At 35.7% G+C, this 23,083-nt stretch carries 25 protein-coding genes and 1 tRNA gene; 17 read left to right on the forward strand and 9 right to left on the reverse strand.

What is annotated here, in order from left to right; genetic code table 11:
- Nucleotides 1–571 precede the first annotated feature (571 nt).
- Nucleotides 572–1,270 (reverse strand): NAD(P)H-dependent oxidoreductase, encoded by a 699-nt coding sequence (locus K6I41_RS03510; protein WP_250375205.1) that lies wholly within the window; start codon nucleotides 1,268–1,270, stop codon nucleotides 572–574.
- 156 nt (nucleotides 1,271–1,426) lie between these two features.
- Here K6I41_RS03510 and K6I41_RS03515 point away from each other — a divergent pair, with 156 nt between their 5' ends.
- Nucleotides 1,427–2,452, forward strand: a complete 1,026-nt coding sequence (locus K6I41_RS03515; protein WP_250375206.1) for an AraC family transcriptional regulator — start codon at nucleotides 1,427–1,429, stop codon at nucleotides 2,450–2,452.
- 48 nt (nucleotides 2,453–2,500) lie between these two features.
- Here the strand turns inward: K6I41_RS03515 and K6I41_RS03520 are convergent, their stop codons facing one another.
- Nucleotides 2,501–3,493, reverse strand: coding sequence for a fatty acid desaturase family protein (locus tag K6I41_RS03520; protein WP_250375207.1), 993 nt, complete (start codon nucleotides 3,491–3,493; stop codon nucleotides 2,501–2,503).
- A gap of 105 nt (nucleotides 3,494–3,598) precedes the next feature.
- The gene (locus K6I41_RS03525; protein ID WP_250375208.1) at nucleotides 3,599–4,399 is read right to left on the reverse strand and encodes a PaaX family transcriptional regulator C-terminal domain-containing protein; all 801 of its coding nucleotides are present in this window, start codon (nucleotides 4,397–4,399) and stop codon (nucleotides 3,599–3,601) included.
- Nucleotides 4,400–4,747: 348 nt separating this feature from the next.
- Here K6I41_RS03525 and K6I41_RS03530 point away from each other — a divergent pair, with 348 nt between their 5' ends.
- The 10 genes from K6I41_RS03530 (at nucleotide 4,748) to K6I41_RS03575 (ending at nucleotide 12,496) form a co-directional block, all read left to right on the forward strand.
- A complete protein-coding gene (locus tag K6I41_RS03530) occupies nucleotides 4,748–5,566 on the forward strand; it encodes an undecaprenyl-diphosphate phosphatase (protein WP_016137097.1) in 819 nt (272 codons plus the stop codon).
- Nucleotides 5,567–5,723: 157 nt separating this feature from the next.
- A complete protein-coding gene (locus K6I41_RS03535) occupies nucleotides 5,724–6,617 on the forward strand; it encodes an AraC family transcriptional regulator (protein ID WP_250375209.1) in 894 nt (297 codons plus the stop codon).
- Nucleotides 6,618–6,649: 32 nt separating this feature from the next.
- Entirely contained in the window at nucleotides 6,650–7,660 is a 1,011-nt protein-coding gene (locus tag K6I41_RS03540) for an NAD(P)H-quinone oxidoreductase (RefSeq protein ID WP_250375210.1), read from the forward strand.
- A gap of 208 nt (nucleotides 7,661–7,868) precedes the next feature.
- On the forward strand, nucleotides 7,869–8,744 hold the full coding sequence (hchA, locus tag K6I41_RS03545) for a glyoxalase III HchA (protein ID WP_013196940.1): 876 nt from the start codon (nucleotides 7,869–7,871) through the stop codon (nucleotides 8,742–8,744).
- A 137-nt stretch (nucleotides 8,745–8,881) separates the two neighbouring features.
- Nucleotides 8,882–9,391 (forward strand): immunity protein RhsI2 family protein, encoded by a 510-nt coding sequence (locus K6I41_RS03550; RefSeq protein WP_250375211.1) that lies wholly within the window; start codon nucleotides 8,882–8,884, stop codon nucleotides 9,389–9,391.
- A 35-nt stretch (nucleotides 9,392–9,426) separates the two neighbouring features.
- Nucleotides 9,427–9,879 carry a hypothetical protein gene (locus tag K6I41_RS03555; protein ID WP_151768650.1) on the forward strand — a complete coding sequence of 151 codons (453 nt, stop codon included), beginning with the start codon at nucleotides 9,427–9,429 and terminating at the stop codon, nucleotides 9,877–9,879.
- Between the two features lie 43 nt (nucleotides 9,880–9,922).
- Nucleotides 9,923–10,423, forward strand: coding sequence for an immunity protein RhsI2 family protein (locus K6I41_RS03560; protein ID WP_250375212.1), 501 nt, complete (start codon nucleotides 9,923–9,925; stop codon nucleotides 10,421–10,423).
- Nucleotides 10,424–11,167: 744 nt separating this feature from the next.
- Complete coding sequence (locus K6I41_RS03565; RefSeq protein WP_250375213.1) at nucleotides 11,168–11,593, forward strand: hypothetical protein; 426 nt, start codon at nucleotides 11,168–11,170, stop codon at nucleotides 11,591–11,593.
- A gap of 184 nt (nucleotides 11,594–11,777) precedes the next feature.
- Nucleotides 11,778–12,137 (forward strand): hypothetical protein, encoded by a 360-nt coding sequence (locus K6I41_RS03570; protein WP_250375214.1) that lies wholly within the window; start codon nucleotides 11,778–11,780, stop codon nucleotides 12,135–12,137.
- A 65-nt stretch (nucleotides 12,138–12,202) separates the two neighbouring features.
- Nucleotides 12,203–12,496: a hypothetical protein gene (locus tag K6I41_RS03575; protein WP_250375215.1), complete on the forward strand. Its 294-nt coding sequence runs from the start codon at nucleotides 12,203–12,205 to the stop codon at nucleotides 12,494–12,496.
- A 355-nt stretch (nucleotides 12,497–12,851) separates the two neighbouring features.
- Here K6I41_RS03575 and K6I41_RS03580 read toward each other — a convergent pair.
- Nucleotides 12,852–12,924 (reverse strand) — tRNA-Arg (locus tag K6I41_RS03580).
- 310 nt (nucleotides 12,925–13,234) lie between these two features.
- On the opposite strand from K6I41_RS03580, the gene K6I41_RS03585 reads away from it, so the two are divergent.
- Entirely contained in the window at nucleotides 13,235–13,489 is a 255-nt protein-coding gene (locus tag K6I41_RS03585) for a TIGR03643 family protein (protein WP_003655360.1), read from the forward strand.
- A 101-nt stretch (nucleotides 13,490–13,590) separates the two neighbouring features.
- Here the strand turns inward: K6I41_RS03585 and K6I41_RS03590 are convergent, their stop codons facing one another.
- Nucleotides 13,591–14,970: an amino acid permease gene (locus K6I41_RS03590; protein ID WP_004789335.1), complete on the reverse strand. Its 1,380-nt coding sequence runs from the start codon at nucleotides 14,968–14,970 to the stop codon at nucleotides 13,591–13,593.
- Between the two features lie 378 nt (nucleotides 14,971–15,348).
- Here K6I41_RS03590 and prpF point away from each other — a divergent pair, with 378 nt between their 5' ends.
- The 3 genes from prpF (at nucleotide 15,349) to K6I41_RS03605 (ending at nucleotide 18,036) form a co-directional block, all read left to right on the forward strand.
- Nucleotides 15,349–16,536: a 2-methylaconitate cis-trans isomerase PrpF gene (gene prpF, locus K6I41_RS03595; protein WP_250375216.1), complete on the forward strand. Its 1,188-nt coding sequence runs from the start codon at nucleotides 15,349–15,351 to the stop codon at nucleotides 16,534–16,536.
- Nucleotides 16,537–16,698: 162 nt separating this feature from the next.
- Nucleotides 16,699–17,610 carry a polyprenyl synthetase family protein gene (locus K6I41_RS03600; RefSeq protein ID WP_151823276.1) on the forward strand — a complete coding sequence of 304 codons (912 nt, stop codon included), beginning with the start codon at nucleotides 16,699–16,701 and terminating at the stop codon, nucleotides 17,608–17,610.
- A gap of 57 nt (nucleotides 17,611–17,667) precedes the next feature.
- Complete coding sequence (locus tag K6I41_RS03605; protein WP_049838042.1) at nucleotides 17,668–18,036, forward strand: MmcQ/YjbR family DNA-binding protein; 369 nt, start codon at nucleotides 17,668–17,670, stop codon at nucleotides 18,034–18,036.
- 68 nt (nucleotides 18,037–18,104) lie between these two features.
- Here K6I41_RS03605 and K6I41_RS03610 read toward each other — a convergent pair whose 3' ends face one another.
- From K6I41_RS03610 to K6I41_RS03625, 4 genes are all read right to left on the reverse strand, one after another.
- The gene (locus K6I41_RS03610; protein WP_049838041.1) at nucleotides 18,105–18,959 is read right to left on the reverse strand and encodes an SPFH domain-containing protein; all 855 of its coding nucleotides are present in this window, start codon (nucleotides 18,957–18,959) and stop codon (nucleotides 18,105–18,107) included.
- A gap of 28 nt (nucleotides 18,960–18,987) precedes the next feature.
- Nucleotides 18,988–19,449 (reverse strand): NfeD family protein, encoded by a 462-nt coding sequence (locus tag K6I41_RS03615; protein WP_004789340.1) that lies wholly within the window; start codon nucleotides 19,447–19,449, stop codon nucleotides 18,988–18,990.
- Nucleotides 19,450–19,553: 104 nt separating this feature from the next.
- Complete coding sequence (locus K6I41_RS03620) at nucleotides 19,554–20,471, reverse strand: patatin-like phospholipase family protein (RefSeq protein ID WP_034591625.1); 918 nt, start codon at nucleotides 20,469–20,471, stop codon at nucleotides 19,554–19,556.
- A gap of 66 nt (nucleotides 20,472–20,537) precedes the next feature.
- Entirely contained in the window at nucleotides 20,538–21,164 is a 627-nt protein-coding gene (locus tag K6I41_RS03625) for a lysophospholipid acyltransferase family protein (protein WP_199943710.1), read from the reverse strand.
- A gap of 128 nt (nucleotides 21,165–21,292) precedes the next feature.
- Here K6I41_RS03625 and K6I41_RS03630 point away from each other — a divergent pair, with 128 nt between their 5' ends.
- Both K6I41_RS03630 and K6I41_RS03635 read left to right on the forward strand, forming a co-directional pair.
- Nucleotides 21,293–22,552 (forward strand): MFS transporter, encoded by a 1,260-nt coding sequence (locus K6I41_RS03630; protein ID WP_250375217.1) that lies wholly within the window; start codon nucleotides 21,293–21,295, stop codon nucleotides 22,550–22,552.
- Between the two features lie 73 nt (nucleotides 22,553–22,625).
- Nucleotides 22,626–22,817 (forward strand): hypothetical protein, encoded by a 192-nt coding sequence (locus K6I41_RS03635; RefSeq protein WP_250375749.1) that lies wholly within the window; start codon nucleotides 22,626–22,628, stop codon nucleotides 22,815–22,817.
- Nucleotides 22,818–23,083: the final 266 nt, after the last annotated feature.

A 23,083-nucleotide genomic window follows, 5' to 3' on the forward strand; every position in this document is an offset into this window, starting at 1 on the left:
TTTTTTTAAAAGTAACAGAGTTAAACCGTTTAAACTGTGTTGCCTTCAAAGCTTCTAATTACAACTTATAAAAGCTTTGATAACTCCATGTAACAAAAATAGCATAATTACAATAAGAGTAAATCTGTTATATGAACTGAGGAGTACTCACTTTTTATACAAATAGTGCCAATAATAAATGAAATATGAAGGAATATTTTCGTTGATAAATTATTTTAATTGATTGATATTTATATTTTTAATCTATTAGTAAAGAGGTTTGTTTTAGTGACATTTTTGTCACAAATCCAAGAAAAATGGTCAAAGATTTTTTTGTAAAAATATGAATTAATCGATTATGAAATGAGTAGTAGTTGTCATTTTTAGTTGATAAGTCTAGTTTCTCTACATCTGTATATTATTGATTAACTTTTATATTCTTAATTTTATAAAAAAGTTTACCTTGATTTTTTTACCGTTTGATCTATTTTTTGAACGAATTTAGATTTCTATTTGAAAGTTATGAGCAAGAAAATAACCGAAAATAATAAGCTAAATTCGGCTATTTAATTTTTAGAGCTCAAACACAGCATTAGAGTGGATATAGTTTTTCATCAAATTGCTCAAGCTTAGGAAATTTTAATGGTTCAAGCTGGTCCAAGTGAGAGAGATAAATCTCATAGTCTTTGAGAAGGGTTTCTCGTGCTTCTTGGCTAATATAAGGTACGTGATAAGCAATGAATGGTGGTAAAACTTCAAAACCGGCATATGCCAAAGTACCACGTTGAATCGGTGATAGATAATGCTCTATTGGTCCGTGAATAGAGTTCTCGCCAAACATATGTGTTCTACCACCGAGTGTTAAGCACAACATTGCTTTTTTACCTGCCATGCCGCCGTGGTTATAAAACCGCTTACCCCCATAAAACAAGCCAGAGACGAACACACGATCAATCCAGCCCTTTAAAATTGCTGGAACGGATGTCCAATAAAGTGGGAAATTAAAAATAACTAAATCAGCTTTTTTTACTTTTTCAATTTCTACTTGAATATCTGGAGCTAGAAGTTGATTTTTGCTGGCATTTCTTTGTTCGAGGGCATAGTTAAAATAATCAGGTTGGTTGAGCTCTAGAAAATCCTCTTTGGACGCAACAGGGTTAAATTGCATCGCATATAAATCTGAAACCTCTACTGTGTGCCCCAATTTTTCTAAGGTTTGCTTGGCTGTACTTTTTAGAGCAGCAGTAAAAGACTGTGGTTCTGGATGAGCATGGACAATCAGAATGTTCATAAGGCGACCTGTATTCTTTTCAGAAATTGTGCTGTCTCGTGCAATTCAGCGGATTTTGTTTTGAATAACTATGCATCAATTTAAAAGCATGGCATAGTTCATGAACTGACAGTTTTTACCATTTCGCGCCATTTTATTTTGATCAATGGGTTGCTCATGAATCCAGAATTACCCGGAACTTATATTAATTTAATCGTCGAGACTGTTAAGCGATGGGGTGTCTCTGGCGAGCAACTTTTAGGTGGAAGTGGAATAACCTTAGACCAATTAAAAAAGCCCTACTGGTATGTTGAGTTCAACATCTTAAATGAGCTTATTGAACGTGCCATCGAGTTATGCAAAGAGCCAGCATTAGCTGGGCATTTAGCTTTAAGTATGACGGCTTCATGTTATGGTTCAGTCGGAATGGCCGCCATAGTTTCTCCAAATTTAGGGGAAGCGCTGAAAATTCTTGAACAGTTCATTGGCTCACGTTGTAAGGTTTTTAAACCAGAATTAAAACAAGAAAATAATGATGCATGTTGGTCAATTCATCAGCCTGTCAATGCATTTCAGTTGAGTCCAAATGCCAACATTTTTTTGTTAGTTGGTTTTGTTCAAATTGCAAAAAAATTAACAGGACTTTCTCATTTAGGAAAAGTTGAATTACAAATGCAAGAACCGATAGGTTTTTCCCAAATAAGTCATCAACTGGCTGTCACTTGTTTATTTAATCAAAAGTGTAATCGTTGGATATTTCCAAAAGACTATTTAGCACAGCCTGTATTAACGGCGGACCCAATGCTAGCACCGTTGTTAAATGCACAATGCAAGCGGGATATAGATAAATTAAAATTAAAAAGTGGCTGGAAAGGGCGAGTCAAACAAGTTGCTGAAAAATTGCTTTTGAATGGGGAGATTGAGGCATTGAAAGTTGGGCAAGTGGCTCAAATCATGAATATGTCAGAGCGAACTCTGCAACGCTATTTAGCTCTTGATCAAACTAGTTTTACAGTGTTGGTGGAGTCACTGAAAAAAGAGCATGCCCAGAAACTTTTAACTCAAAATAACATGTCGATTGAAAAAGTGGCTTTAATGCTGGGTTATGCCGAGACTTCTCACTTTACCCGTGCATTTAAGCGGTGGATGGGTGTTACGCCTAAATATTTCCAAACCCAGCATAAAATGGCGGATTCAAATTAAAGGGCCACAAATTTAAATTTATGGCCTTTGATTTATCATTTGAGTTAATTAAGTAGATTGTTCTGGCTTAGATGAGAGTGATTCAATTACTTCAAAATAGCTAGGTGGTGCTGGAACATGGCCTCGGTCTCTCAATAGACGATGCATGTGCGGCAATTTGAAGTAGGGCACCGAAGCCATTAAATGGTGTTCCATGTGGTAATTGACATGAATAGGGGCCACAAAGCTTCTAGCAATCCAACCTGCACGTGTTGTTCGTGTATTGGTTAAAGCGGTACTGCTCGTTTGCATCCCTGCATGTTCGGCCATGGAGCGAATTCTTAAAAATAATGGGAAGGGTGTTAAATAAGCTAGAGGCCATAACCAATAAAACCGTTGTTGACCAAAAGCTTTTAAAACCCCATAGAGTGCTACATTGGTTGCAATGGCTCCACTACTGTTTTTTATAAGACTTTTAGCATAGTCAACGAAGTCTTTATTACTTCGGTCTAGCCAGACTTGATCATTGGCAACCGTCCATTTCATTAAATCAAGATCCATTAACACTCGACCAAAGCTAAACTTTAATCCGGTCATACCTGTTAAGTCGCGTAAGAATTTACGAGTAAGAGATTTTTTGCTTACAGGAAAGCCAGAAACTAAAGAAAGGTCTGGGTCATCTGGAGTAGAGGTTTTTGCATGATGACGAACATGGTGTACGCGATATTTTTGTAGATCATTCCAGATGGGACGGGCGCATAGCCATTCACCGACAAAGTCATTTATTTTTTTATTTTTGAACAAGCTTTTATGCGATGCATCATGCATCAAAATTGCTAGGCATAACTGGCGACCAGCTAATATTGCTAAGGCAAGCATACAAGCAAGTAATTTACCCCAGCTCGGTAAGTAATTCCACATCATAATTAAACTGGCAAATGTTCCGCCAATAACAGCCCATGTACTTGCAACAGCCCAAGCACCATACGCATCTGAGGGTTGTGTGAGTTCCTGTATTTCTTCTCTGCTAAAGAGATCGGTCACACTGACTTGTGCGTTCATTTTTATTCTCCCAAATCAGATTTTAGTATCTATATTTTATATTACTAATATAATCATAAAACTTTAAAAAGTGTAATATTTGTTTGTAAAAAAATAAATCGCCCTTTAATGGGCTAATTCTTTTTCATAAAGTTTCTGCCAAAGTTTTTGTCCAATCGAATCGAGCTGCTGTACATTCTGAGCAAACTGATTACGGGCATGTTCGTTAACAAATGGAGGTGGCAGCAGAGGATCATTCATGAGTAAGGTAATCGTTTCACGTCCTAATAACAAAGCTTGAGTGGCGGCCTCGTTTAAGGATAAATTTTTATAATTCAAAAGCCATTCTTGGATATCTTGACTATACATCTCATAATTTTCTTCAAGTTGCTTTGTATCCCATAAAGAAGGAATAAACGAAACTGTTTTTGAGTCAAATCTTTGAATAATAGAAATTTTGGCTTCATTTTCAAGCCCTGCTAAAACGAGTTCTTCACATGTTTTTTCAAAACTATAAGCTAAATTGTCTGGACGTATATAAATTCCAGTTTCGAGCTCTCTAAAGCCAAATTGATGTAAAGCGTGTTCTCTCTTTTTTAAAGCGGTCCGATCTATACGCCCTAATGTCCCCGTAAATACTGCCAGATAATTCTGTTGCCATTCTTTGGTCTGTTTAATGCCATTTTTACGATTCAAAATGACTTTTGCCCAGTCTTTGGTAGATGGCGAAAGTTGATAGATACCGCGCTCGACACTTTCTATCATACCTTCATTTAATAGCCGAGTCGTAGCAACACGAATACCGTTGTCACTCATATTAAAGAGTTTAGCGGCAATCAATATTTGTTTAATGGTGAGCTGAGGATAAGCTGAGGAAAGAAATAAATCGATAATAAGATGACGTGCATTAATTTTGGTATTTTTCATTCAGATAGAATTTTTGATATGAGTTGCATGTAATAAAAATAATATCATGTTTTTGTAATGTCTTTTTAAGATCATTCCTCGGGTAAATAAGCGTAAAAATCTTTAGCTATAGAATGAGAAATTTTGTAGTTCTTAACCAAGTTCATCTTTTTACGATAGTTAACCTAAGATTGTCATGATGATGTGATACATTATTCCCCTTTAAATAAACCGCCTTTTGCTAAGGGCAATAACCACAAATGCTAGAAATGATCTGATATTGGGCATGAACTAGGCCAAAATTATGGTTTGTACATGATATAAAACAAATTTTTAGACTTTTCTGGTGATTAACTTTTTGAGCAAGTGATGGAAAATTTTGAAGTTATAAAAGCACTGTTTTTAGGCTTTGTCGAAGGCTTAACTGAATTTTTACCAATCTCGAGTACAGGCCATTTAATTTTATTTGGTCATATTATCGATTTCCATTCAGACGGCGGTCGTGTATTTGAGGTCGTAATCCAGTTAGGTGCTATTTTGGCAGTGTGCTGGTTATACCGACAAAAAATTGTTAACTTGATTAAGGGCTTCTTTAGTGGTGATGTGGAATCACGTCATTTTGCTATCAGTGTGCTTATCGCATTCTTCCCAGCAGTTATTATTGGGGTTTTGGCAGTAGACTTTATTAAAAGTGTTTTATTCAGCCCAATTGTGGTGGCGATTGCCTTAATTGTCGGGGCGCTTATTATTTTCTGGGTTGAATCTAGACAATTTGAACATAAGACACTCGATGCAACCAAAATTACTTTTAAACAAGCACTTTTAGTCGGACTTGCTCAATGTGTTGCCATGATTCCAGGAACTTCACGTTCAGGTGCAACAATTGTGGGCGGAATGTTTGCAGGCTTGTCACGTAAAGCAGCTACAGAATTCTCTTTCTTCCTTGCTATGCCAACCATGTTGGGTGCCGCAACTTTTGACTTGGTTAAAAATGCTGATGTACTGACCGCCGATAATATGATTAATATTGGGGTAGGTTTCGTTGCTGCTTTTATTGCCGCATTGTTTGTTGTAAAAGCATTGGTTCTATTTGTAGAGCGTCATACGTTACGTGTATTTGCTTGGTATCGAATTGCACTCGGTGTAATCATTTTGATTGCAGCAATGTTCTTTAATTTATCGGCTTAAATAATCTGATGAAGCGAAAAACCTAGAATGTTCTAGGTTTTTTTATGCCTAAAAATTGATTTGAATTGCCTATTTATACAAAGTAAACGTAAGACTGATGTTTTCATTTTAGGTTCATTGTTATATTGATTATTAGATTACTTCTCACAATAAAACTATGCCGCAAAATCATCTTACAGAACATTTGGTCGATGCATTTTTGCACTTGGCTCCAGCAGAAGGTCTCTATCCTACTTTTATCTCTAACATCACTTTGATGCGTGTAGATCATTCCACACCACCTGTTGCTGTGCTGCAAGAACCCTCAATTGTTTTAGTGATACAGGGATTAAAGCGAGGGTATATTGGTAAAGAAATCTTTCAATTTCAACAAGGGCAGTGCTTATTCATCTCAATTGCAATACCTTTTGATTGCGATACTGTTGTTGAAAATAATGAACCCATGTTGGCGATTGCAATAAAATTTGAACCACAAATGATGGCTGATCTCATTACTAAAATGGATAAACAACAAGTGGTTACTAAAGATGCTCATTCAGAAGATTTAAAATTAAGCTGCGGGCTTAGAGTGATTGACATGAATGCCACCATTTCAGAGGTTGCTCTCAGATTGCTCAATTTACTTCGCTCTAAACAAGATACTTTTATATTAGGTGAGCAAGTTAAAAGAGAATTGGTTTATCGTGTGGTGCAGGCTTCAGGTGGTAATCTAGTCGAGAGTTTATCGGCTATAGCAAGTCGAAATGGCGTGATTTACACCATTTGTGAAATTATTCAGCGTGATTATTATCATAATTTAACGGTTCAAGAGCTAGCGAAACAAGCAGGCATGAGCATCTCGCTTTTTCATCAAACTTTTAAAAAGGTGACGAATTATTCGCCCTTACAGTACATCAAAATTACTCGGCTACATAAGGCTCGTGAGTTGATCATGAACAATAAAATGGGTGTAGCAGAAGCAGCCTATGAAGTGGGGTATGTCAGTGCTTCACAATTTAGCCGAGAATTTAAGCGACTGTTTGGCGTTCCACCCAAGTCCTCAATTATTTAACGTAGATTAGTATTTTGAAATATAAATCAAACATGGAGCATTTTATGACCCTTCCAACAACCATGAAAATTATTGAAATTACGGCTCCTGGTGGACCTGAGGTTCTAAAAGTTCAAGATGCTAGTCTTCCAGTACCTCAAGCAGATGAAGTCTTAATTGAGGTAAAGGCTGCTGGAATTAACCGTCCTGACGTTTTACAGCGTATGGGATTATATCCAATGCCTAACGGTGTTACTCAAATACCAGGACTTGAAGTCGCTGGTGTCGTGGTTGCTGTGGGTGAACAAGTAGATCAATTCAAGGTTGGTGATAAAGTTTGTGCTCTAACAAATGGCGGTGGTTATGCAGAATATTGTGCAGTAACTGCAACTCAAGTATTGCCAATACCTGAAAATTTATCTTTTACACAAGCTGCTGCAATTCCAGAAACATTTTTTACGGTTTGGGCAAACCTATTTGATATTGGCCGTTTAAAGAAAGATGAAACTGCACTGATTCATGGTGGGGCAAGTGGTATTGGAACTACAGCTTTAGCGATTTGCCAAGCTTTAGGAATTAGAACTTTTGCGACCGTTGGTAGTGAAGATAAAGTTGAAGCACTCTCTAGTTTCACCACAGCAATTAACTATAAAACCCAAGATTTTGAGCAAGAAGTTTTGAAACATACTCAAGATCAAGGTGTTGATGTCATTTTGGACATTGTGGGTGGTTCTTATTTCACGAAAAATTTAAATCTATTAAAACGTGATGGCCGATTGGTCATTATTGGTTTTATGGGTGGACGAATCGCAAAAGAATTTGATTTACAAAAACTGATTTTAAAACGTGCCACAATTACGGGTTCAACGATGCGAGCACGTAATAGCCAAGAAAAAGCAGAGATTGCACAATCTTTGCATGAGCATGTATGGCCATTATTGGCTCAAGGTAAATGTTTACCTCAAATCTATAAAACGTATGCTTTTTCAGATGTACAAAGTGCTCACGCATGTATGGAACAAGGTGATCATATTGGAAAGATCGTTTTAGAAATGAATGCGTAACGCTGTAATCATTGAAGTTTGGGCGAACGACAGGTTTGCCTAAACTGAATTTTATAATTCTAGATTCTGCCTATTTCTCTATAAAAATTGCCAAATTCTATTGGCAGATTGCACCAGTTCTATAACTTCACCTATAAATTGAGTAAGAAATAAAAATTGGTTCTTACCTTATTATTTCTTTCCATACTGATGAAAAAGGATAGTAACAATGAATACCGCAAATATTGATGATAAAAATCCTACTCCAGATTTGGCTGAAGATAATGCCTTTTTCCCATCACCTTATTCACTAAGTCAATATACTGCTCCTAAAACCGATTACGATGGCACCACTTATTCAACGCCGTATGCGGGCAATAAAAAAGTTTTAATGATTGCAACTGATGAACGCTATATCCAGATGCAAAACGGTAAGTTCTTTTCAACAGGAAACCATCCTGTAGAAATGCTTTTACCGATGTTTCATTTAGATAATGCAGGCTTTGAAATTGATGTTGCGACACTTTCTGGGAATCCTGCTAAACTTGAAATGTGGGCGATGCCAAAGCAAGAACAAGTTGTATTAGACACCTTCCAGAAATATGCAGATAAATTAAAAAATCCATTAAAGCTAACTGATATTTTAGAAAACGCAGTGGGGGAAAACTCACCATATGCGGCTGTATTCATTCCAGGGGGACATGGCGTATTAGCTAAAATTCCACATAGCCTTGAGGTGAAAAAAGTTCTTAAATGGGCAGTTGAACAAGATAAATTTATTATTACGTTATGCCATGGTCCAGCTTCATTACTTGCTGCGGCAGTAGATGAACAGCCAGAAAACTATATTTTTAAAGGCTATCAAATTTGTGTATTCCCTGATTCATTAGATAAAGGAGCAAATATTGATATTGGTTATATGCCTGGAGCTTTACCTTGGTTAGTGGGTGAAAATCTTGAAAAACTCGGTGTAGAAATTTTAAATAAGGGCATTACAGGTCAATGTCATAGAGACCGTAAATTGCTAACTGGTGATAGTCCGCTTGCTTCTAATAATTTAGGAAAACTTGCAGCTGAAACATTGTTGGCTGAAGTGAAGGATTAAGTAAACAGTTTTTATAGAAATAGGACTTATATTTATTAAGTCCTATTTTTTTATAATAAATAATGTGTTAGGTGTAAATTTGAAAATGATAAGTGATGTAAAATCAGCATAATAAGTAAGAATAGGAGAATATTAAAATGATAAAAATAGAAGATATAAATCTACTTGAGCAAGGGTATAAGTTGGTATTTGATTTAAGGTCATCTTCTTCAATATTAATGGATGAAAATTACATCAAAAATATACAGCAAACTACGTTGGATAAGGGAACAACTATGGGGCTTAAGGGCGACAATGGTTTATATGCAACAGCTGAATGGTGGGAAAATATCAAAAATGGCAATATAGAAACTTATTGTGTGGAAGGAGTAATAGTTGGAATTAATGAGGAAAATCCTTTTATAGAGGGGAATACAATGATTACAATTAAAGTAAATGGAACGAATAAAGAAATTTTTCAAGATATAGTTTTTACAAGTGAAAGAGAAAAAACTATTAGTGAAGAGCTTTACAAAGCTGGAAATGAGATAGTATCCATTTATATTCTTGATAAATTAAAAGAGGAAGATACTTGGAATTGGGTAGTAGAAGAGAAATTGGGTGTTTCTCCATTACTTAATAGAGTTTACATTAAGGATAGAGGTTGAAATTATTTTATATTAATGGGTTTTAGGGGTTTAATATGGATGAGGATGGAATTAATATTGTAGCCTATAATTACGTCGGTTATATTAAATTAAATAAAGATATTATTTTTCCTGCTGATGGTAATGAAAATGATATTATTTATAACCAAAGTGGAGTTAATAGGAGAGTTTTTTCGGGATACGTTAGCTTTCCCGAAGTTGAAAAGAACACTTTATTTTATATGAAAGCTTTTTTACTTACTCTTACTGTAGATATACCTTGTAAGGAAGAAATTCATTCTTTAATTAAAATATTTTCATATTGTGAAAACCACTCTTTATTAATTGAAAAATTATCATTAGGGTTGAAATCTAATTCAAAAGGTTTTGTTTTTAATGGGCTTAAAGAAATAATAGGTGATTTTTACTTGTTAGAAAAAATTGATGACTTGTTTTTCTATGATGGAAGAGAGGAGTCGTACAATATTTTTTTAAAAAATGATAAATAATTTAGATAGTTACAAATTATAAAATAGATAAGGATTAAATAAAATGATAGGGGATTGTGCATTGATTAATCAAGGATATAAATTGATTTTTGATTTAAAAATATGGTTGGAAAAAAATGGGGAAGATGAGATGAGATCTACACATGCTTTAACTCTAGATAGCACTACTAATAGTGGTTTAAGTGGAGTGTATGGTTTATATGGAACAAGTGAGTGGTGGGATAATATTGAAAAAGGTAATGTTGAAACATATATTGTAAGCGGGGTAATAGTTGATTTTAGTAAAGGGAATGTTTTTGTTGATGATAATACAATGATAACTATTGAGTCAGATAATACTGAAGAAGAGATATATGAAGGAGTATTATTTACGAATGAAAATTTGAAGAAAGAGTATAGTCATCTTTATTCTATAGGAAATAAAATAGTTGTTTTTTATATATTAGATGAGTTGAAGGATAAAGATACTTGGAATCCTTTAATTAGAGATAAAATAGGTATTTTACCTATAACAAGTAAGATTTATATCAAAGAGGGAAATTAAATTTTTATTATTGACTCTGTAAATAATTTGGAAAATTATAGTAAATATATAGGCTACAACTAAATTTTTAAGAGAAACTCTAATCAAGAAGATTCAATAAATATAAATAGATGTTTGAATATGGTAGTAAGTATCACTGAATATAAATTTTAAGATTAAGAGCTTCTCATATGAAATTAAAGAAAATTTACTTTTATCTGCTTGAAAGGCATAAGAAAAAGATAGTTTTTTTAATTTTATTTTTTACTTTAGTGAGTGTTTCCATTCAAGTTAAAGTGGGCTTGATTGACTATGGATACTTTTTTGTCATTTTCCTGAGTTGCTATGCTTGTATATATATGTGGGGCAATGGAATATTTGCAGAAACTTTACCAATCACTGAATCGAGTAATAATGGAGAAGTCATAGCGAGGTGGATGATGATTTTTTTAAGTACATTTCTTCATGTTTATTTATTAATTAATCCATTGTTAAATAAATAGTTTTTGTAAATAATGAAGTGTTAATATGAATAAACTAGATTTAAGTGTTAAGGTAGTTCAGGGAGAGAAATTCATTAAAGATAAATCATATCGCCTTTGAAAATTCAGCCTTTATATAGCCTACGGATAATTCCGATTTTTAGTATGCTTATAATAAGCTATTTCTTTATATAATACTGAAAAATAAGGTGATTTTTTTTTGAATATTTGGAGGTAGATTGCCTAACATTATAAAAAACCGTTGTGCTGGAGGCAGCTGGTAATGGGGGATTTGTATAGCTTACTATTTATACCAGTGTTAGTAGCATGCTCTGGTACAGTTGATTTACTTGTTTCGGGTAATACTAATAATGGCATTATATTTCAGCTATCTAAAAGTAATGCCAAAAAGCTTGATAGTGGTTTTCGATTTTATGTGATGGATAATAGCACTGTTCCTGCTGGTACGTTGAAAGAAACAGTATGGGAGATTACGATAAGCAAGGAAATAAGTTGGTTTAATTTTAAAAATGATTATAAATGGACTTATGGAGTTAAACCAAGTGGATTTAAAGAGATTGTAAAACCCAAGCAGCTAAAGTTAAATACTCAATATTATTATTCGATTAATGGTGGGGCAGGCTATCATGGTTCAGGTTGTTTTTATTTAAATGAGAACAAAATGGTTGTAAATATTAAGAGCTGTTGAATCGGGTATTATTCAGAACTCTGGTCTTATAATTTATCATCTATAGGCATCACTGCGCTATGCTTGTGCTTATGGGTTAATATAATGTGGGAACTAACCAGTTCTAAATTTTTATATAAAAAGATGTGAAATGAAAGCATTTTAAAATAAAATTATGAGGTTTTATTGGGATAAAGGAAATAATATGAGGCCTTTTTTAGTATGTTTGATTGTTTTTCTTAGTGGTTGTAGAGCTGTAGAAATTAATAAGAAGTATTATTTTCAGCAAGGTTTTAATGCATCAACTGTTGTAAATCTAACTAATTATGTCTATATAATTAAAGAGTTACAAAAATATGAAAATGTGGATATATATATTCCTTTATTGCTTGTTGCGCAAGATATGAGGAGGATATCAGAAAAAGATTTAACTCTTTATGATAAAAAGAATTTATGTCAAGTTAAATATTTTATAGATAATAGATATTTAAATGATCAAAGAAAGATTCAAAAAGATCTTTTGGAAACTAAAAAATGGCTTTTAAATCTAAATTACTGTGATTAAATTTATATATGAAAGTTTAAAATTGGAACAGTGTCTTAAGAGTATTTTAATATTAAAGGAGCTGTATGAAAAATTATATTATAAATTTATCTGATGACTTTTGTGAATATGCTTGGGAAATTGAGTTGAAGGGATGTCTTAAGGTGGATATACAGATATTTGATAAACTATATACATTTAATTTTTATGATCCTATTAGATTGAAACAAACTATTGAAGATGATTTGAGATCAAATCAATATTTTTTTTATGAAAATATGGTTGTATTGCCAAAAGTAAATTTAAGGAATATTGAAAAATTTATAGAAGGTATAATTAATACTCCTTATCTATTATCTTTTTCTACAAAAATAATTTAATAAAAGGATAAGAGGTAGGAAGTGAAAGATACTTATCTTTTAATATATACAAGATATAAATTCCTAATATTTTCGGTATATACATTAATTTCTGCTTTTGGAATATTTGTACAATATATTAAGGAAGTTTTGTCTATATCTTCTGTTTTAGTTATATTTTCATCAACTTTTTTTTGCTTATATGCTTGGTTTAATGGAACTTTTACTTTCGTGTTCGCTATAGATGTTAATAGTAGTACAGGTGAGGTTTATAGAAGATGGTGTGTAATTCTTTTTAGCTCTTTGTTCTATGTGTATACTTTAATTGATCCTTTTCTATAATCATTACTAGCATATCTATTTGGTAGATTATATGTGCGCCCTGCGGGACTCGAACCCACGTCGGTCGCTTAGGAGGCAACTGCTCTATCCAGTTAAGCTAAGGGCGCATAATTTTATGATTATAAACAAAAAAGCTATTGCGAAGGCAATGGCTTTTTTACGTTTTAGTTATTAAAACTTTTGCCATAGTGGGCAATAAAGATAAAGTTGAATCATTCAACGGTTTCGAACACTTATGACTTGTAGACAAACAGTTTAGAAAGCTAAAAAATCACAAAAAATTCATGTTGATCTTTCTATGATCTGAAGCAAAACACGAAAAGGTTTGAGGCAAGCAATTGGGTAGGTGAAGTTATTCCTAGAAGGTTGTTTGTTAAAAATCAGATTTGGCTATCGTATAATTCAAAAGGGCATAACATGAAAAAAATTGATGAACAGGACTTATCTAGAATTATTGAAATGGCATGGGAAGATCGCACTCCATTTGAAGCAATTGAGCGAGAATATGGCTTAAGTGAAAGCGAAGTGATTCGTTTAATGAGATACAACCTGAAAACCAATAGTTTTAAGCTATGGCGCAAACGTATGGCAGGGCGTAAAACTAAGCATCAGCAATTACGTTCGCCAGAAATTGAACGAGCTTACTGTTCGCGTCAGTATAAATATGCATAACGTCTAGTTTTATTGTCGAAGAGATTTTAATACTTACAACGCGTAATTTTCTAATGATGAATAAAAAAGCCATTGTCGAGACAATGGCTTTTTAAATTTATTTATTCTTCCGGATTCTCAATGGAATCTAGTTTTTTAGGATTTAAATAGTCAAAAAGTACGAGCATTGCCGTAATCCAAATAGGAATCATCATTACTGACTCTTTGAAGCCTTGAGTCCACATAATATAGAGAACCACAGCAATAAACGCTAAAACTAAGTAATTACTAAAAGGTGACCATAACGCTGGAAAAGATGTCTTAATATTCGCGTGCTTAACAAAGCGTCTGTACTTCAAATGTGTAATTGATATCATTGCCCAGTTTAGAACAAGTGCACCAACCACAACGTACATAAGATGTCCAAGAGCATCTTCAGGTACAAAGTAATTCAAAAGAACACAACCAAAGATTAATAAAGCAGAAAGCAGAACAGCGGGAATAGGAACCCCTTGTTTATTGGTTTTTGCAAAAACTTTTGGTGCATTCCCTTGTTGAGCGAGACTGTAGAGCATACGGCTATTTGCAAACATCCCACTGTTATAAACAGATAGAGCAGCAGTTAAAATAATAAAGTTCAGTAAGTGTGCAGCCCAACCAATTCCCATTTGGCTAAAAATCATAACAAATGGGCTTTTGTCGAGACCGCCAAGATCTAATTGGTTCCATGGCACTAATGAAAGTAAGATTGCCAATGAACCGATATAGAAAATCAAGATACGGAAAACGACTTGGTTAATTGCTTTTGGAATGGTTTTTTTCGGATCTTTTGCTTCTGCTGCGGCCATACCAATCAGTTCAATACCACCAAAGGCGAACATCAAGAAAGCCAACATATAGAACAGGCCGCTAAAGCCATTTGGAAAAAATCCACCATGAGACCAAAGGTTACTAAATGAAATGCTTGAACCTACATCTGCTGTAAAGAGCAAATAAAGTCCAAACACAATCATAGAGATAACCGCAGCAACTTTAATAATAGCGAGCCAGAATTCGGACTCACCATAAAATTTGACGTTGGTTAAGTTAATTGCCGTAATCACGACAAAGAAAAATAAGACAGAAGTCCACGCTGGAATATGAGGCCACCAATAATTAATATATTTGGCTACCGCGGTGAGCTCACTCATCGCAACCAGAACATAGAGTATCCAATAGTTCCATCCGGTTAAAAATCCGGGAAATTTCCCCCAATATTTATACGCAAAATGGCTGAACGATCCTGCAACAGGTTCTTCAACAATCATTTCTCCCAAGTGACGCATAATCAAAAACGCGATTAAGCCGCCAATGGCATATCCTAAAATAATGGATGGTCCCGCAGATTGAATCACTTGCGCCGAGCCTAAAAATAATCCGGTACCAATTGCTCCACCCATAGCAATTAATTGGATATGTCGATTTTTTAGTCCTCGTTGCAGTGTAGAAGATTCGTTGGTCAAAGGTCTTCACTCACAATGAATAAGTAAATTATTCTAATAGATGGAGTTATTTTAGCCTAGACTACAAATTAATAAGCTGTGACTGAAAAGTAATATTAAAATATATTTAAAATCATTGGTTTACTTTTAATATTTCAATATGGAGTGAAAAGTGCTCTAAAAAATATAATTTCATATAGACTTTTTTTCTTAGATTTTGCTTAGATTAAGTCATTGCAAGCATATTGCTAAATTCTCAAAATATGCTCGCGTCAATACGATTGATGTATAAAGCAGATCGCTATCTCTTGGCCTTAAAACAATTTAAGATGCAGAGAAGGGTAAACAAGAATGCTTGTTTTGATATAGAAGAACATAATAGTAAGGATAACAGTTGATATGAGCTCAGTACCGCAAATTAAAATTCCAGCAACTTATATGCGTGGTGGAACCAGTAAAGGTGTCTTTTTTAAGCTTGATGATTTGCCAGAAAAAGCCCAAGTTGCAGGACAAGCAAGAGATCAGCTCTTACTACGTGTCATAGGTAGCCCAGACCCCTATGGAAAACAAATTGATGGGATGGGCGGAGCCACTTCAAGTACCAGTAAAACTGTTATTTTGGCTAAAAGCACACAGCCAGATCATGATGTCGACTATTTATTTGGTCAGGTTTCAATTGATCAGGCTTTTGTAGACTGGAGTGGTAACTGCGGTAATTTGACTGCTGCTGTTGGTTCTTTTGCGATTTCAAATGGTTTGGTTGATGCAGACCGTATTCCTGAAAATGGCCTATGCACGGTTCGAATCTGGCAAAAAAATATTCAAAAAACGATTATTGCGCATGTACCTATCACCAATGGTCAAGTTCAAGAAACTGGTGATTTTGAACTTGATGGGGTGACGTTTCCTGCCGCTGAGGTTCAAATTGAGTTTTTAGACCCAGCCGATGATGGCGAAGAAGGCGGCGATATGTTCCCGACAGGAAATATCGTTAATGAATTAGATGTACCTGATATTGGCCGTTTTCAAGCGACTTTTATTAATGCCGGAATTCCAACTATTTTCTTAAATGCAGAAGATTTAGGTTATCAAGGTACTGAATTACAAGATCATATTAATAGTGATGCAACTGTGCTGGCACGTTTTGAAAAAATTCGTGCGTATGGTGCGGTACAGATGGGTTTAATTAAAGATATTTCAGAAGCGGCTGCACGTCAGCACACACCAAAAATTGCTTTTGTTTCTAAACCTAAAAACTACACCGCTTCAAGCGGTAAGAGTGTTTCAGAGAGTGATGTCGATTTACTGGTTCGCGCTTTGTCGATGGGTAAATTACACCATGCGATGATGGGAACAGCAGCGGTTGCGATTGGTACTGCGGCTGCCATTCCGGGAACGTTAGTAAACCTTGCTGCTGGTGGTGGCGAACGTGAAGCGGTACGTTTTGGTCATCCATCTGGAACATTACGTGTTGGTGCTCAAGCGGAACTTATTAACGATCAATGGGTCGTGAAAAAAGCCATTATGAGCCGTAGTGCACGTGTGTTAATGGAAGGCTGGGTACGCGTCCCAGGTGACAGCTTCTAAAAGTCGTTAAGTAAGAAAAAGCCTCTCAATCATGTAGAGGCTTTTTTACAGTTGCCTTCAAAAACTCATCACGCACTTTTCACAGTGAATCGTGTATGATGTAGCGCATGAATGCTTCATTACATTCAATAAAATTTCTCTACTGATTTTATCGAGGCGACTGTGTCATCACTCTCTCAAGTTAATGCGGATGTTTTAAAACAAGCTCAACAACGTATTCAACAAGATTTATTGACGACACTGGCCGCGTTCTCAATTCCAGAGCCTTTAAAAAGTGCAGTACACCATGCAGTCATGCTTGGTGGAAAACGTGTGCGTCCGGCTTTGTGTTATGCCACCGCTTCTTTACAACCAAATCCAAATTTTGCTGCTGCTCGTCGTGCGGCGGTTGCTGTAGAGTTAATTCATTGTTATTCGCTAGCGCACGATGACTTGCCTTGTATGGATAATGATTTACTGCGCCGTGGTCAGCCGACATGTCATGTTGCATTTGGTGAAGATACTGCTTTACTCGCAGGCGATATTTTACAATCAATGGCTTTTGAAGTTTTAGGAAGCCGTTTGTTCGATGAACAAGGGCAGGGTACTGATGCTGCAATTGTATTAAAACAAATTCAAATTTTAGCAACAGCCACCTCTAAAATGGTTTGTGGGCAAGTATTAGACCTACAAGCTGAAGCTAAGCAAATTGCTCAAGACGAACTTGAAAATATTCATCGTAATAAAACTGGTGCGCTTATTCAGGCCGCTATTATGATGGGTGCAGTCACTATCTTTTCTGGAACAGATCAAGCAATTCCCAAATTGCGCCAATATGGGCAGACCATTGGACTGGCTTTTCAAGTATTAGACGATATTCTCGATATTACTTCGAGTACCGAAGCTTTGGGCAAAACTGCTGGTAAAGATGAGCAAGTTCAAAAATCGACATATCCAGCTTTAATGGGACTCGAACAAGCACAGATTTATGCCAAAGAATTGCATGATCAAGCTTTTGAAGCCCTAGCTCATTTTGGTGACAATGCAAAAGAATTAGTTGAGATTTCACAATTCCTTTTAGCACGTACGAATTAATAATATTAAATCAATATTGATGCTTCTATTCATGTGAAATGCATAAAGGAGAAGAGAATGAATGGTGAACAACTCCATCAAAAAGCAATTGAAATTGCAAGTAATCTTCCTTTTAGCCAACACGCTCATCCATTTGGCCCAGAGTATGAAGTTTTTAAGATTTTAGAAAAAATATTCATGCTGACAGCGGAAGTAGCTGGCGTCAAAATGATTAATCTCAAATGTGATCCCTATAAAAGTCAGGAATACCAGGAACTTTATTCATTTATTATTCCGGGTTACCACATGAATAAAAAGCACTGGATTTCCATTACTCCGCATAAAAACTTAACTCGTGATTTACTTCAAGACTTGATTCGCGACTCTTATGACTTGGTCGTAAAAAAGCTACCTTTGAAAGATCAAAAAAGATTAAATAACCAATAATACTCAATATAAAACGGCGACATGATTGTCGCCGTTTTTATTTCAATGACTTATTTCAAGCAATTAAATTAATTATGCTTTCCCATAATGCCACGAATTGTATTTAAAACATCGGCAGGTAAAACTACGGTTTTAGCATTACTTGATTTCGCTAACTCTTGCATCGATTTAATGTATTGTTCACCTAACAGGTAAGCCACAGGTGTTTCTTTGTCACCCACTGCACTTGTCACCATCTCAATCGCTTTTTGCGAAGCTTCAGCCAAAACAACTTGTGCTTCTGCATCACGGCGAGATGCTTCTAAGCGACCGTCAGCCTCCAAAATGGCTGCTTGTTTTTCACCATCTGCTCTCGTTACCGTGGCACGACGTTGACGTTCTGCCGCAGCTTGAGCTTCCATGGCAGCTTGCATTGTTGTAGATGGCTGAATATCTTGAATCTCAACCGTTTTTAAGGTGATGCCCCAATCTGAAATATCATCAGAAATAGCAGCTTTTAACTTAGCTTTAATATGATCGCGTGAAGACAATGCATCATCTAGATCCATTTCACCGACAATAGAACGCAGTGAGGTTTGTACAAGGTTTTGAATTGCCCATGTATAGTTTTCAATACCGTAAACTGCTTTTTCTGGTGTGGTTAAATTAATATATGCCACAGCATTCATGAGTAATACGGCATTGTCACGTGTAATGACTTCTTGCGATGGGATATCTAACACAATGTCTTTCGTGGTAATTTTATAAGCCACATCATCGATGTAGGGGATCACAAAATTAAGTCCCGGATTAAGGGTGGTGTGATATTTACCTAAACGTTGGACAATCCATTTGTAGCCCTGAGGAACAATACGAACCCCTTTAAAAATGGTAATAGCCACAAAAGCCAAAAAGGCTAAAACAATAATAGTACCGACTGGCATGAAAATACCCTCTCTTTATCTTTAATGTTTATGAAGTACCATGGGTTTGAACAATTAAGTCATTACCCGAAATATCAATAACTCTAACACGATCACCTACTTTAACAGGAGTAGTGCTCCGACAATTCCACTCATCGGCTCCTAAAATAGGCATTGGAAAGCGAACAATAATTTGATCATGGTCTAGACCGGTTTGAATCACCATTCCAATTTGACCAATGGTTGCTTCACGGGGTAATCCCGCTTTCGTTTTATCAATTGATAAGGGTTTAATAAATTTGAACCAAAGAATGGTGCATAGCACGGATAGTATTATCCACAATACAATTTGTGTTGTGAGGCTAATATCTGGAAATAACCAATAGAGAATGCACACCATAATGGCGGCAATACCAAACCAGAGTGCGGCAAAGGCAGGTAGAATCAGTTCAGAAAGAATAAGTAAGATACCCAATACAAACCAGTGCCAAGGTTGTACAACAAACTCCATAAATCTGCTCTTTTATATATCTTTATGATGGGTAAAAGTGACTAATATCACTTTTACCACTGTAGCAGATGATAGGAAATGTGGATAGAAAAAAACCACTTCAATTAGAATTTAGAACGTGGCGCGGGCTTAAATGCTGCTGGAGATTTTTTGAAGGTTGCAATCGCACTTTCAATTTGGCGAATTTGAGCTTGAGCAGCTTTTTCACCTTCCAAAATTGCCTGATTACTTGATTTGAGATCAAGTGTACCTAAATGACCTACTTTAGGCTGAATCACAACATTGGCTTGCTTGAGTTCTTCATTAATACTTTGTTGACCCATAATATTAATGGTTTGATCTAGTAATCCCCACATATTGGCTGGGCGATTACCTGCTGGACGCGCTGAAATATCAACGGCAATCACAATATCTGCACCCATATCACGAGCTGTTTTAACAGGAATTGGGCTAACTAATCCGCCATCAATATATTTTTGATTGCCAATTGTGGCTGGCACGAACACATTTGGAATACTGCAAGAGGCGCGTACTGCTTGGCCTGCATTACCTTTAATAAAGTCTGCCTTTTGACCATTATCAAGACGAGTTGCCACAGCCGCAAAACGGATTGGGAATTTCTCAATCGGTTTATTGCCAACATTACGGTTAACGTAGTCTTGTAACTTTTGTCCAAGAATAATGCCTTGACGGTTAAGCGTTAAATCACGGATATCAGACTCTTGTAATTTCAGAGCCAGACTTTGCAATTGATAAGGTGTTTGTCCACTCGCGTAGATACTTCCAACAAAGCTACCAGCGCTGGTACCCGTTACAATTTTAGGCTTAATTCCATGAGACTCTAAAACCTTGATCACACCAATATGTGAAAATCCTTTTGCTCCACCGCCACCTAAAGCAAGCGCAATTACAGGTTCACGGGCTTTAATTGAGGTAGTCGGCGTTGGTGTTTTGCTAAATTTATCACAGCCAAAGAGTGCTAGAGAGATAAATCCAATACTGGCAAATTGAGCAATTTTCATCTTTAAAAATAATCTATGTCGAGATAAATTAAGAAGGGCCATAAGACCAGATTCGCTCAATTTTTGCTAGGTTTTTTTCACTAGATTTTGTAAAGGTTCGGCAAGCCAATTACGATTTTTGGGTGAGATTTTTCCTTCATAACGCTCAAAAATCTTGGTGAGATCTTCATCGTAGTTGCCACTCGGGTCTAAGTGACCTAAGCAGTGAATCGTCTTACGGTCATAATCAAAAGAAAACATCACAATGGGAATATTGGCTTTTGCGGCAATATGGTAAAAACCACTTTTCATTTTTTTTGCTTTTTTACGTGTGCCTTCGGGCGCCATCCCAATCCAGATCTTGTCATATTTTTGAATGGTTGCAACCACTTGTTCAGTAAGTCCATTGGCTGTATCACGTTTAACAGGAATGACTCCAGCCCAGTCTAATGCCCGCTTAAACGGTGGTTTAAAAAGGGCATCTTTACCCAATACTGTAATTTGGATACCTAATCCGAAAATCGCAAGAAAGCCATACCATCCATCAATATTGGAAGTATGAGGGGAAATAATCGCTACTGCTTTTGGAAAATTAGGAACTTCGCCTTCAATTGTCCAACCTTGCGCTAAAAAAAGTTTCTTAAATAGTGCTCGGCTTAAAGCAGTACCACGTTGGGGTACCAAATCAGGTAAATTAGGGAAATGTTGATCCATATTTTTTTAAATTTTAACTTGTCCTCGTTTTATCTTAATCTTTTGAAATATATGCTTCATTGGCAAAATGTAAGAACAACATGACATTTGATGTTATTCCTCATTAAAGAAATAAAAAGTAGGTATATATGTTTCGGCAGCAAAATCTTTATCTTCTGCTATTTTCCTTATATTGGGCACAAGGGCTACCTGTCGGTTTTATGACTCATGCTTTACCTGTTATTTTAAGGGCACAAGGTGTGTCACTCGCTCATATTGGTGGTTTTGGTCTATTAATGTTGCCTTGGTCAATTAAGATCTTTTGGGCGCCGTGGGTTGACCGACATGCACTTTCCCGTTTGGGGCACTATCGTAGTTGGATTTTACCTACGCAGTTTTTGACGGTAGCTGTGCTGTGTATTTTGTCTTTTTTCCCCATTCAAGCTTTAGACCAGCCTCTTTATTTATTTGCCTTTTTTATTTCGCTTCTTTTAATGAACTTAACAGGAGCAACACAAGATATTGCGACCGATGCTTTGGCCGTCAATTTGTTAAAGCATGACCAGCAACATTGGGGAAATACATTTCAGGTGATTGGTTCCCGACTCGGTTTTATTGTAGGTGGAGGTGCCGTACTCTGGTGTTTAGACTGGTTAACATGGCAACCCACTTTCCTGTTATTAGCAGCCTTGGTGTTTTTAAATACTTTACCCGTTTTATCATTTAAAGAACCTAAACATGCAGTTTATTCAGGTCATCAACTTAAACCTAGCCAGCAAAATTTAGTCATAAAGATTAAAGCTTACTTGAGTTATTTCTCCCAAAATAAAGAGCTTCGTTCTTGGTTGGTTGTACTTATTACTTTTAAAGTAGCAGATGGTTTAGCTGGACCATTACTTAAACCTTTAATGGTCGATATGGGGCTAAGTTTTACTCAAATTGGTGTTTATATCACCATGCTTGGTGCAGTAGCAGCACTGGCAGGGGCAGCAATAGCTGGTGGAGTGCTTAAATACTTTTCTAGACCCACTACTTTAATTATTTTTTCAATATTTAAAATCATGAGTTTAGCGGCCTATGCCTATTTAGCTTATGCTTACGAACAGAAAATTCAACTCAATGTCTGGGCGATTTATACAGTCAATGCTTTAGAGGATGCATTCTCGGCAATGTTGTTGGTGGTTATGTTGACCTTAGTCATGCACTACACTCGAAAAGAATATGCAGGTACAGATTTCACCTTTCAGGTTTCAGTCATGGCGACTGTGAGTGGGGGGCTTTATAGCTTGAGTGGTGTGTTTGGAGATGCTTTCGGTTATTTCCATTATTTGATAGCTATTGTCATTATTGGCACTGTTACTTTGCTACCTATTTCTGTCTGGAAACATGCAAAACTACAAGAAAAATAATGTTAACTAAATGAAATAAAGAAATTTAATATCGATTAAGGAGTGATCTAGTCATTATCTACTACCTTTGTCTATGTTTTTAAAAATGTATGTTTTTAGCTATTTAAATGCTCTATTAATTGTGCCATCTTGTTTGGGTAGCAAATGGAAGCTAACTGGAGTAAAAATGGATTTCGTTAACAAGAAAAATCATGTGAATCAATTAAAATGGGTAGAAAAATATTCAAGTAGATTGGATATTAGCCTAAAGTCTAAAAAAGAATAATGAAATAACGATTTAATCATTCTATAAGATAAGAGAGTTGTGTAGGATTCGTTACAACATGAAGTTAAGGTAAAAATCTGTAAGTCAAAGTATGTTTTTTATGTCTTTGGTTATTGGTTTTGGTCTTGCATAACGTTGAAATTGGTTTTGGTTGCGGTAATAAAATTAATGTAACCAAAGTGGAGGAGAGTTGATTTTTTAGCCCCTTAATTTAATGGCGTAAATCAACTTGGCATGGATAGGCAACATAAAATATATTTTTTGGA

It is taken from the genome of Acinetobacter sp. AS23 (assembly GCF_023612055.1).
Classification (GTDB): domain Bacteria; phylum Pseudomonadota; class Gammaproteobacteria; order Pseudomonadales; family Moraxellaceae; genus Acinetobacter; species Acinetobacter oleivorans.

Coding starts and splice junctions, on each gene's coding strand:
- prpF (WP_250375216.1), top strand. CDS start 15,349: ATGAGCTCAGTACCGCAAATTAAAATTCCAGCAACTTATATGCGTGGT.
- K6I41_RS03615 (WP_004789340.1), bottom strand. CDS start 19,449: ATGGAGTTTGTTGTACAACCTTGGCACTGGTTTGTATTGGGTATCTTA.
- K6I41_RS03525 (WP_250375208.1), bottom strand. CDS start 4,399: ATGAAAAATACCAAAATTAATGCACGTCATCTTATTATCGATTTATTT.
- hchA (WP_013196940.1), top strand. CDS start 7,869: ATGAATACCGCAAATATTGATGATAAAAATCCTACTCCAGATTTGGCT.
- K6I41_RS03520 (WP_250375207.1), bottom strand. CDS start 3,493: ATGAACGCACAAGTCAGTGTGACCGATCTCTTTAGCAGAGAAGAAATA.
- K6I41_RS03625 (WP_199943710.1), bottom strand. CDS start 21,164: ATGGATCAACATTTCCCTAATTTACCTGATTTGGTACCCCAACGTGGT.
- K6I41_RS03605 (WP_049838042.1), top strand. CDS start 17,668: ATGAATGGTGAACAACTCCATCAAAAAGCAATTGAAATTGCAAGTAAT.
- K6I41_RS03610 (WP_049838041.1), bottom strand. CDS start 18,959: ATGCCAGTCGGTACTATTATTGTTTTAGCCTTTTTGGCTTTTGTGGCT.
- K6I41_RS03630 (WP_250375217.1), top strand. CDS start 21,293: ATGTTTCGGCAGCAAAATCTTTATCTTCTGCTATTTTCCTTATATTGG.
- K6I41_RS03510 (WP_250375205.1), bottom strand. CDS start 1,270: ATGAACATTCTGATTGTCCATGCTCATCCAGAACCACAGTCTTTTACT.
- K6I41_RS03575 (WP_250375215.1), top strand. CDS start 12,203: ATGAAAAATTATATTATAAATTTATCTGATGACTTTTGTGAATATGCT.
- K6I41_RS03535 (WP_250375209.1), top strand. CDS start 5,724: ATGCCGCAAAATCATCTTACAGAACATTTGGTCGATGCATTTTTGCAC.
- K6I41_RS03530 (WP_016137097.1), top strand. CDS start 4,748: ATGGAAAATTTTGAAGTTATAAAAGCACTGTTTTTAGGCTTTGTCGAA.
- K6I41_RS03585 (WP_003655360.1), top strand. CDS start 13,235: ATGAAAAAAATTGATGAACAGGACTTATCTAGAATTATTGAAATGGCA.
- K6I41_RS03555 (WP_151768650.1), top strand. CDS start 9,427: ATGGATGAGGATGGAATTAATATTGTAGCCTATAATTACGTCGGTTAT.
- K6I41_RS03560 (WP_250375212.1), top strand. CDS start 9,923: ATGATAGGGGATTGTGCATTGATTAATCAAGGATATAAATTGATTTTT.
- K6I41_RS03515 (WP_250375206.1), top strand. CDS start 1,427: ATGAATCCAGAATTACCCGGAACTTATATTAATTTAATCGTCGAGACT.
- K6I41_RS03570 (WP_250375214.1), top strand. CDS start 11,778: ATGAGGCCTTTTTTAGTATGTTTGATTGTTTTTCTTAGTGGTTGTAGA.
- K6I41_RS03565 (WP_250375213.1), top strand. CDS start 11,168: ATGGGGGATTTGTATAGCTTACTATTTATACCAGTGTTAGTAGCATGC.
- K6I41_RS03550 (WP_250375211.1), top strand. CDS start 8,882: ATGATAAAAATAGAAGATATAAATCTACTTGAGCAAGGGTATAAGTTG.
- K6I41_RS03620 (WP_034591625.1), bottom strand. CDS start 20,471: ATGAAAATTGCTCAATTTGCCAGTATTGGATTTATCTCTCTAGCACTC.
- K6I41_RS03635 (WP_250375749.1), top strand. CDS start 22,626: ATGTTTTTAAAAATGTATGTTTTTAGCTATTTAAATGCTCTATTAATT.
- K6I41_RS03540 (WP_250375210.1), top strand. CDS start 6,650: ATGGAGCATTTTATGACCCTTCCAACAACCATGAAAATTATTGAAATT.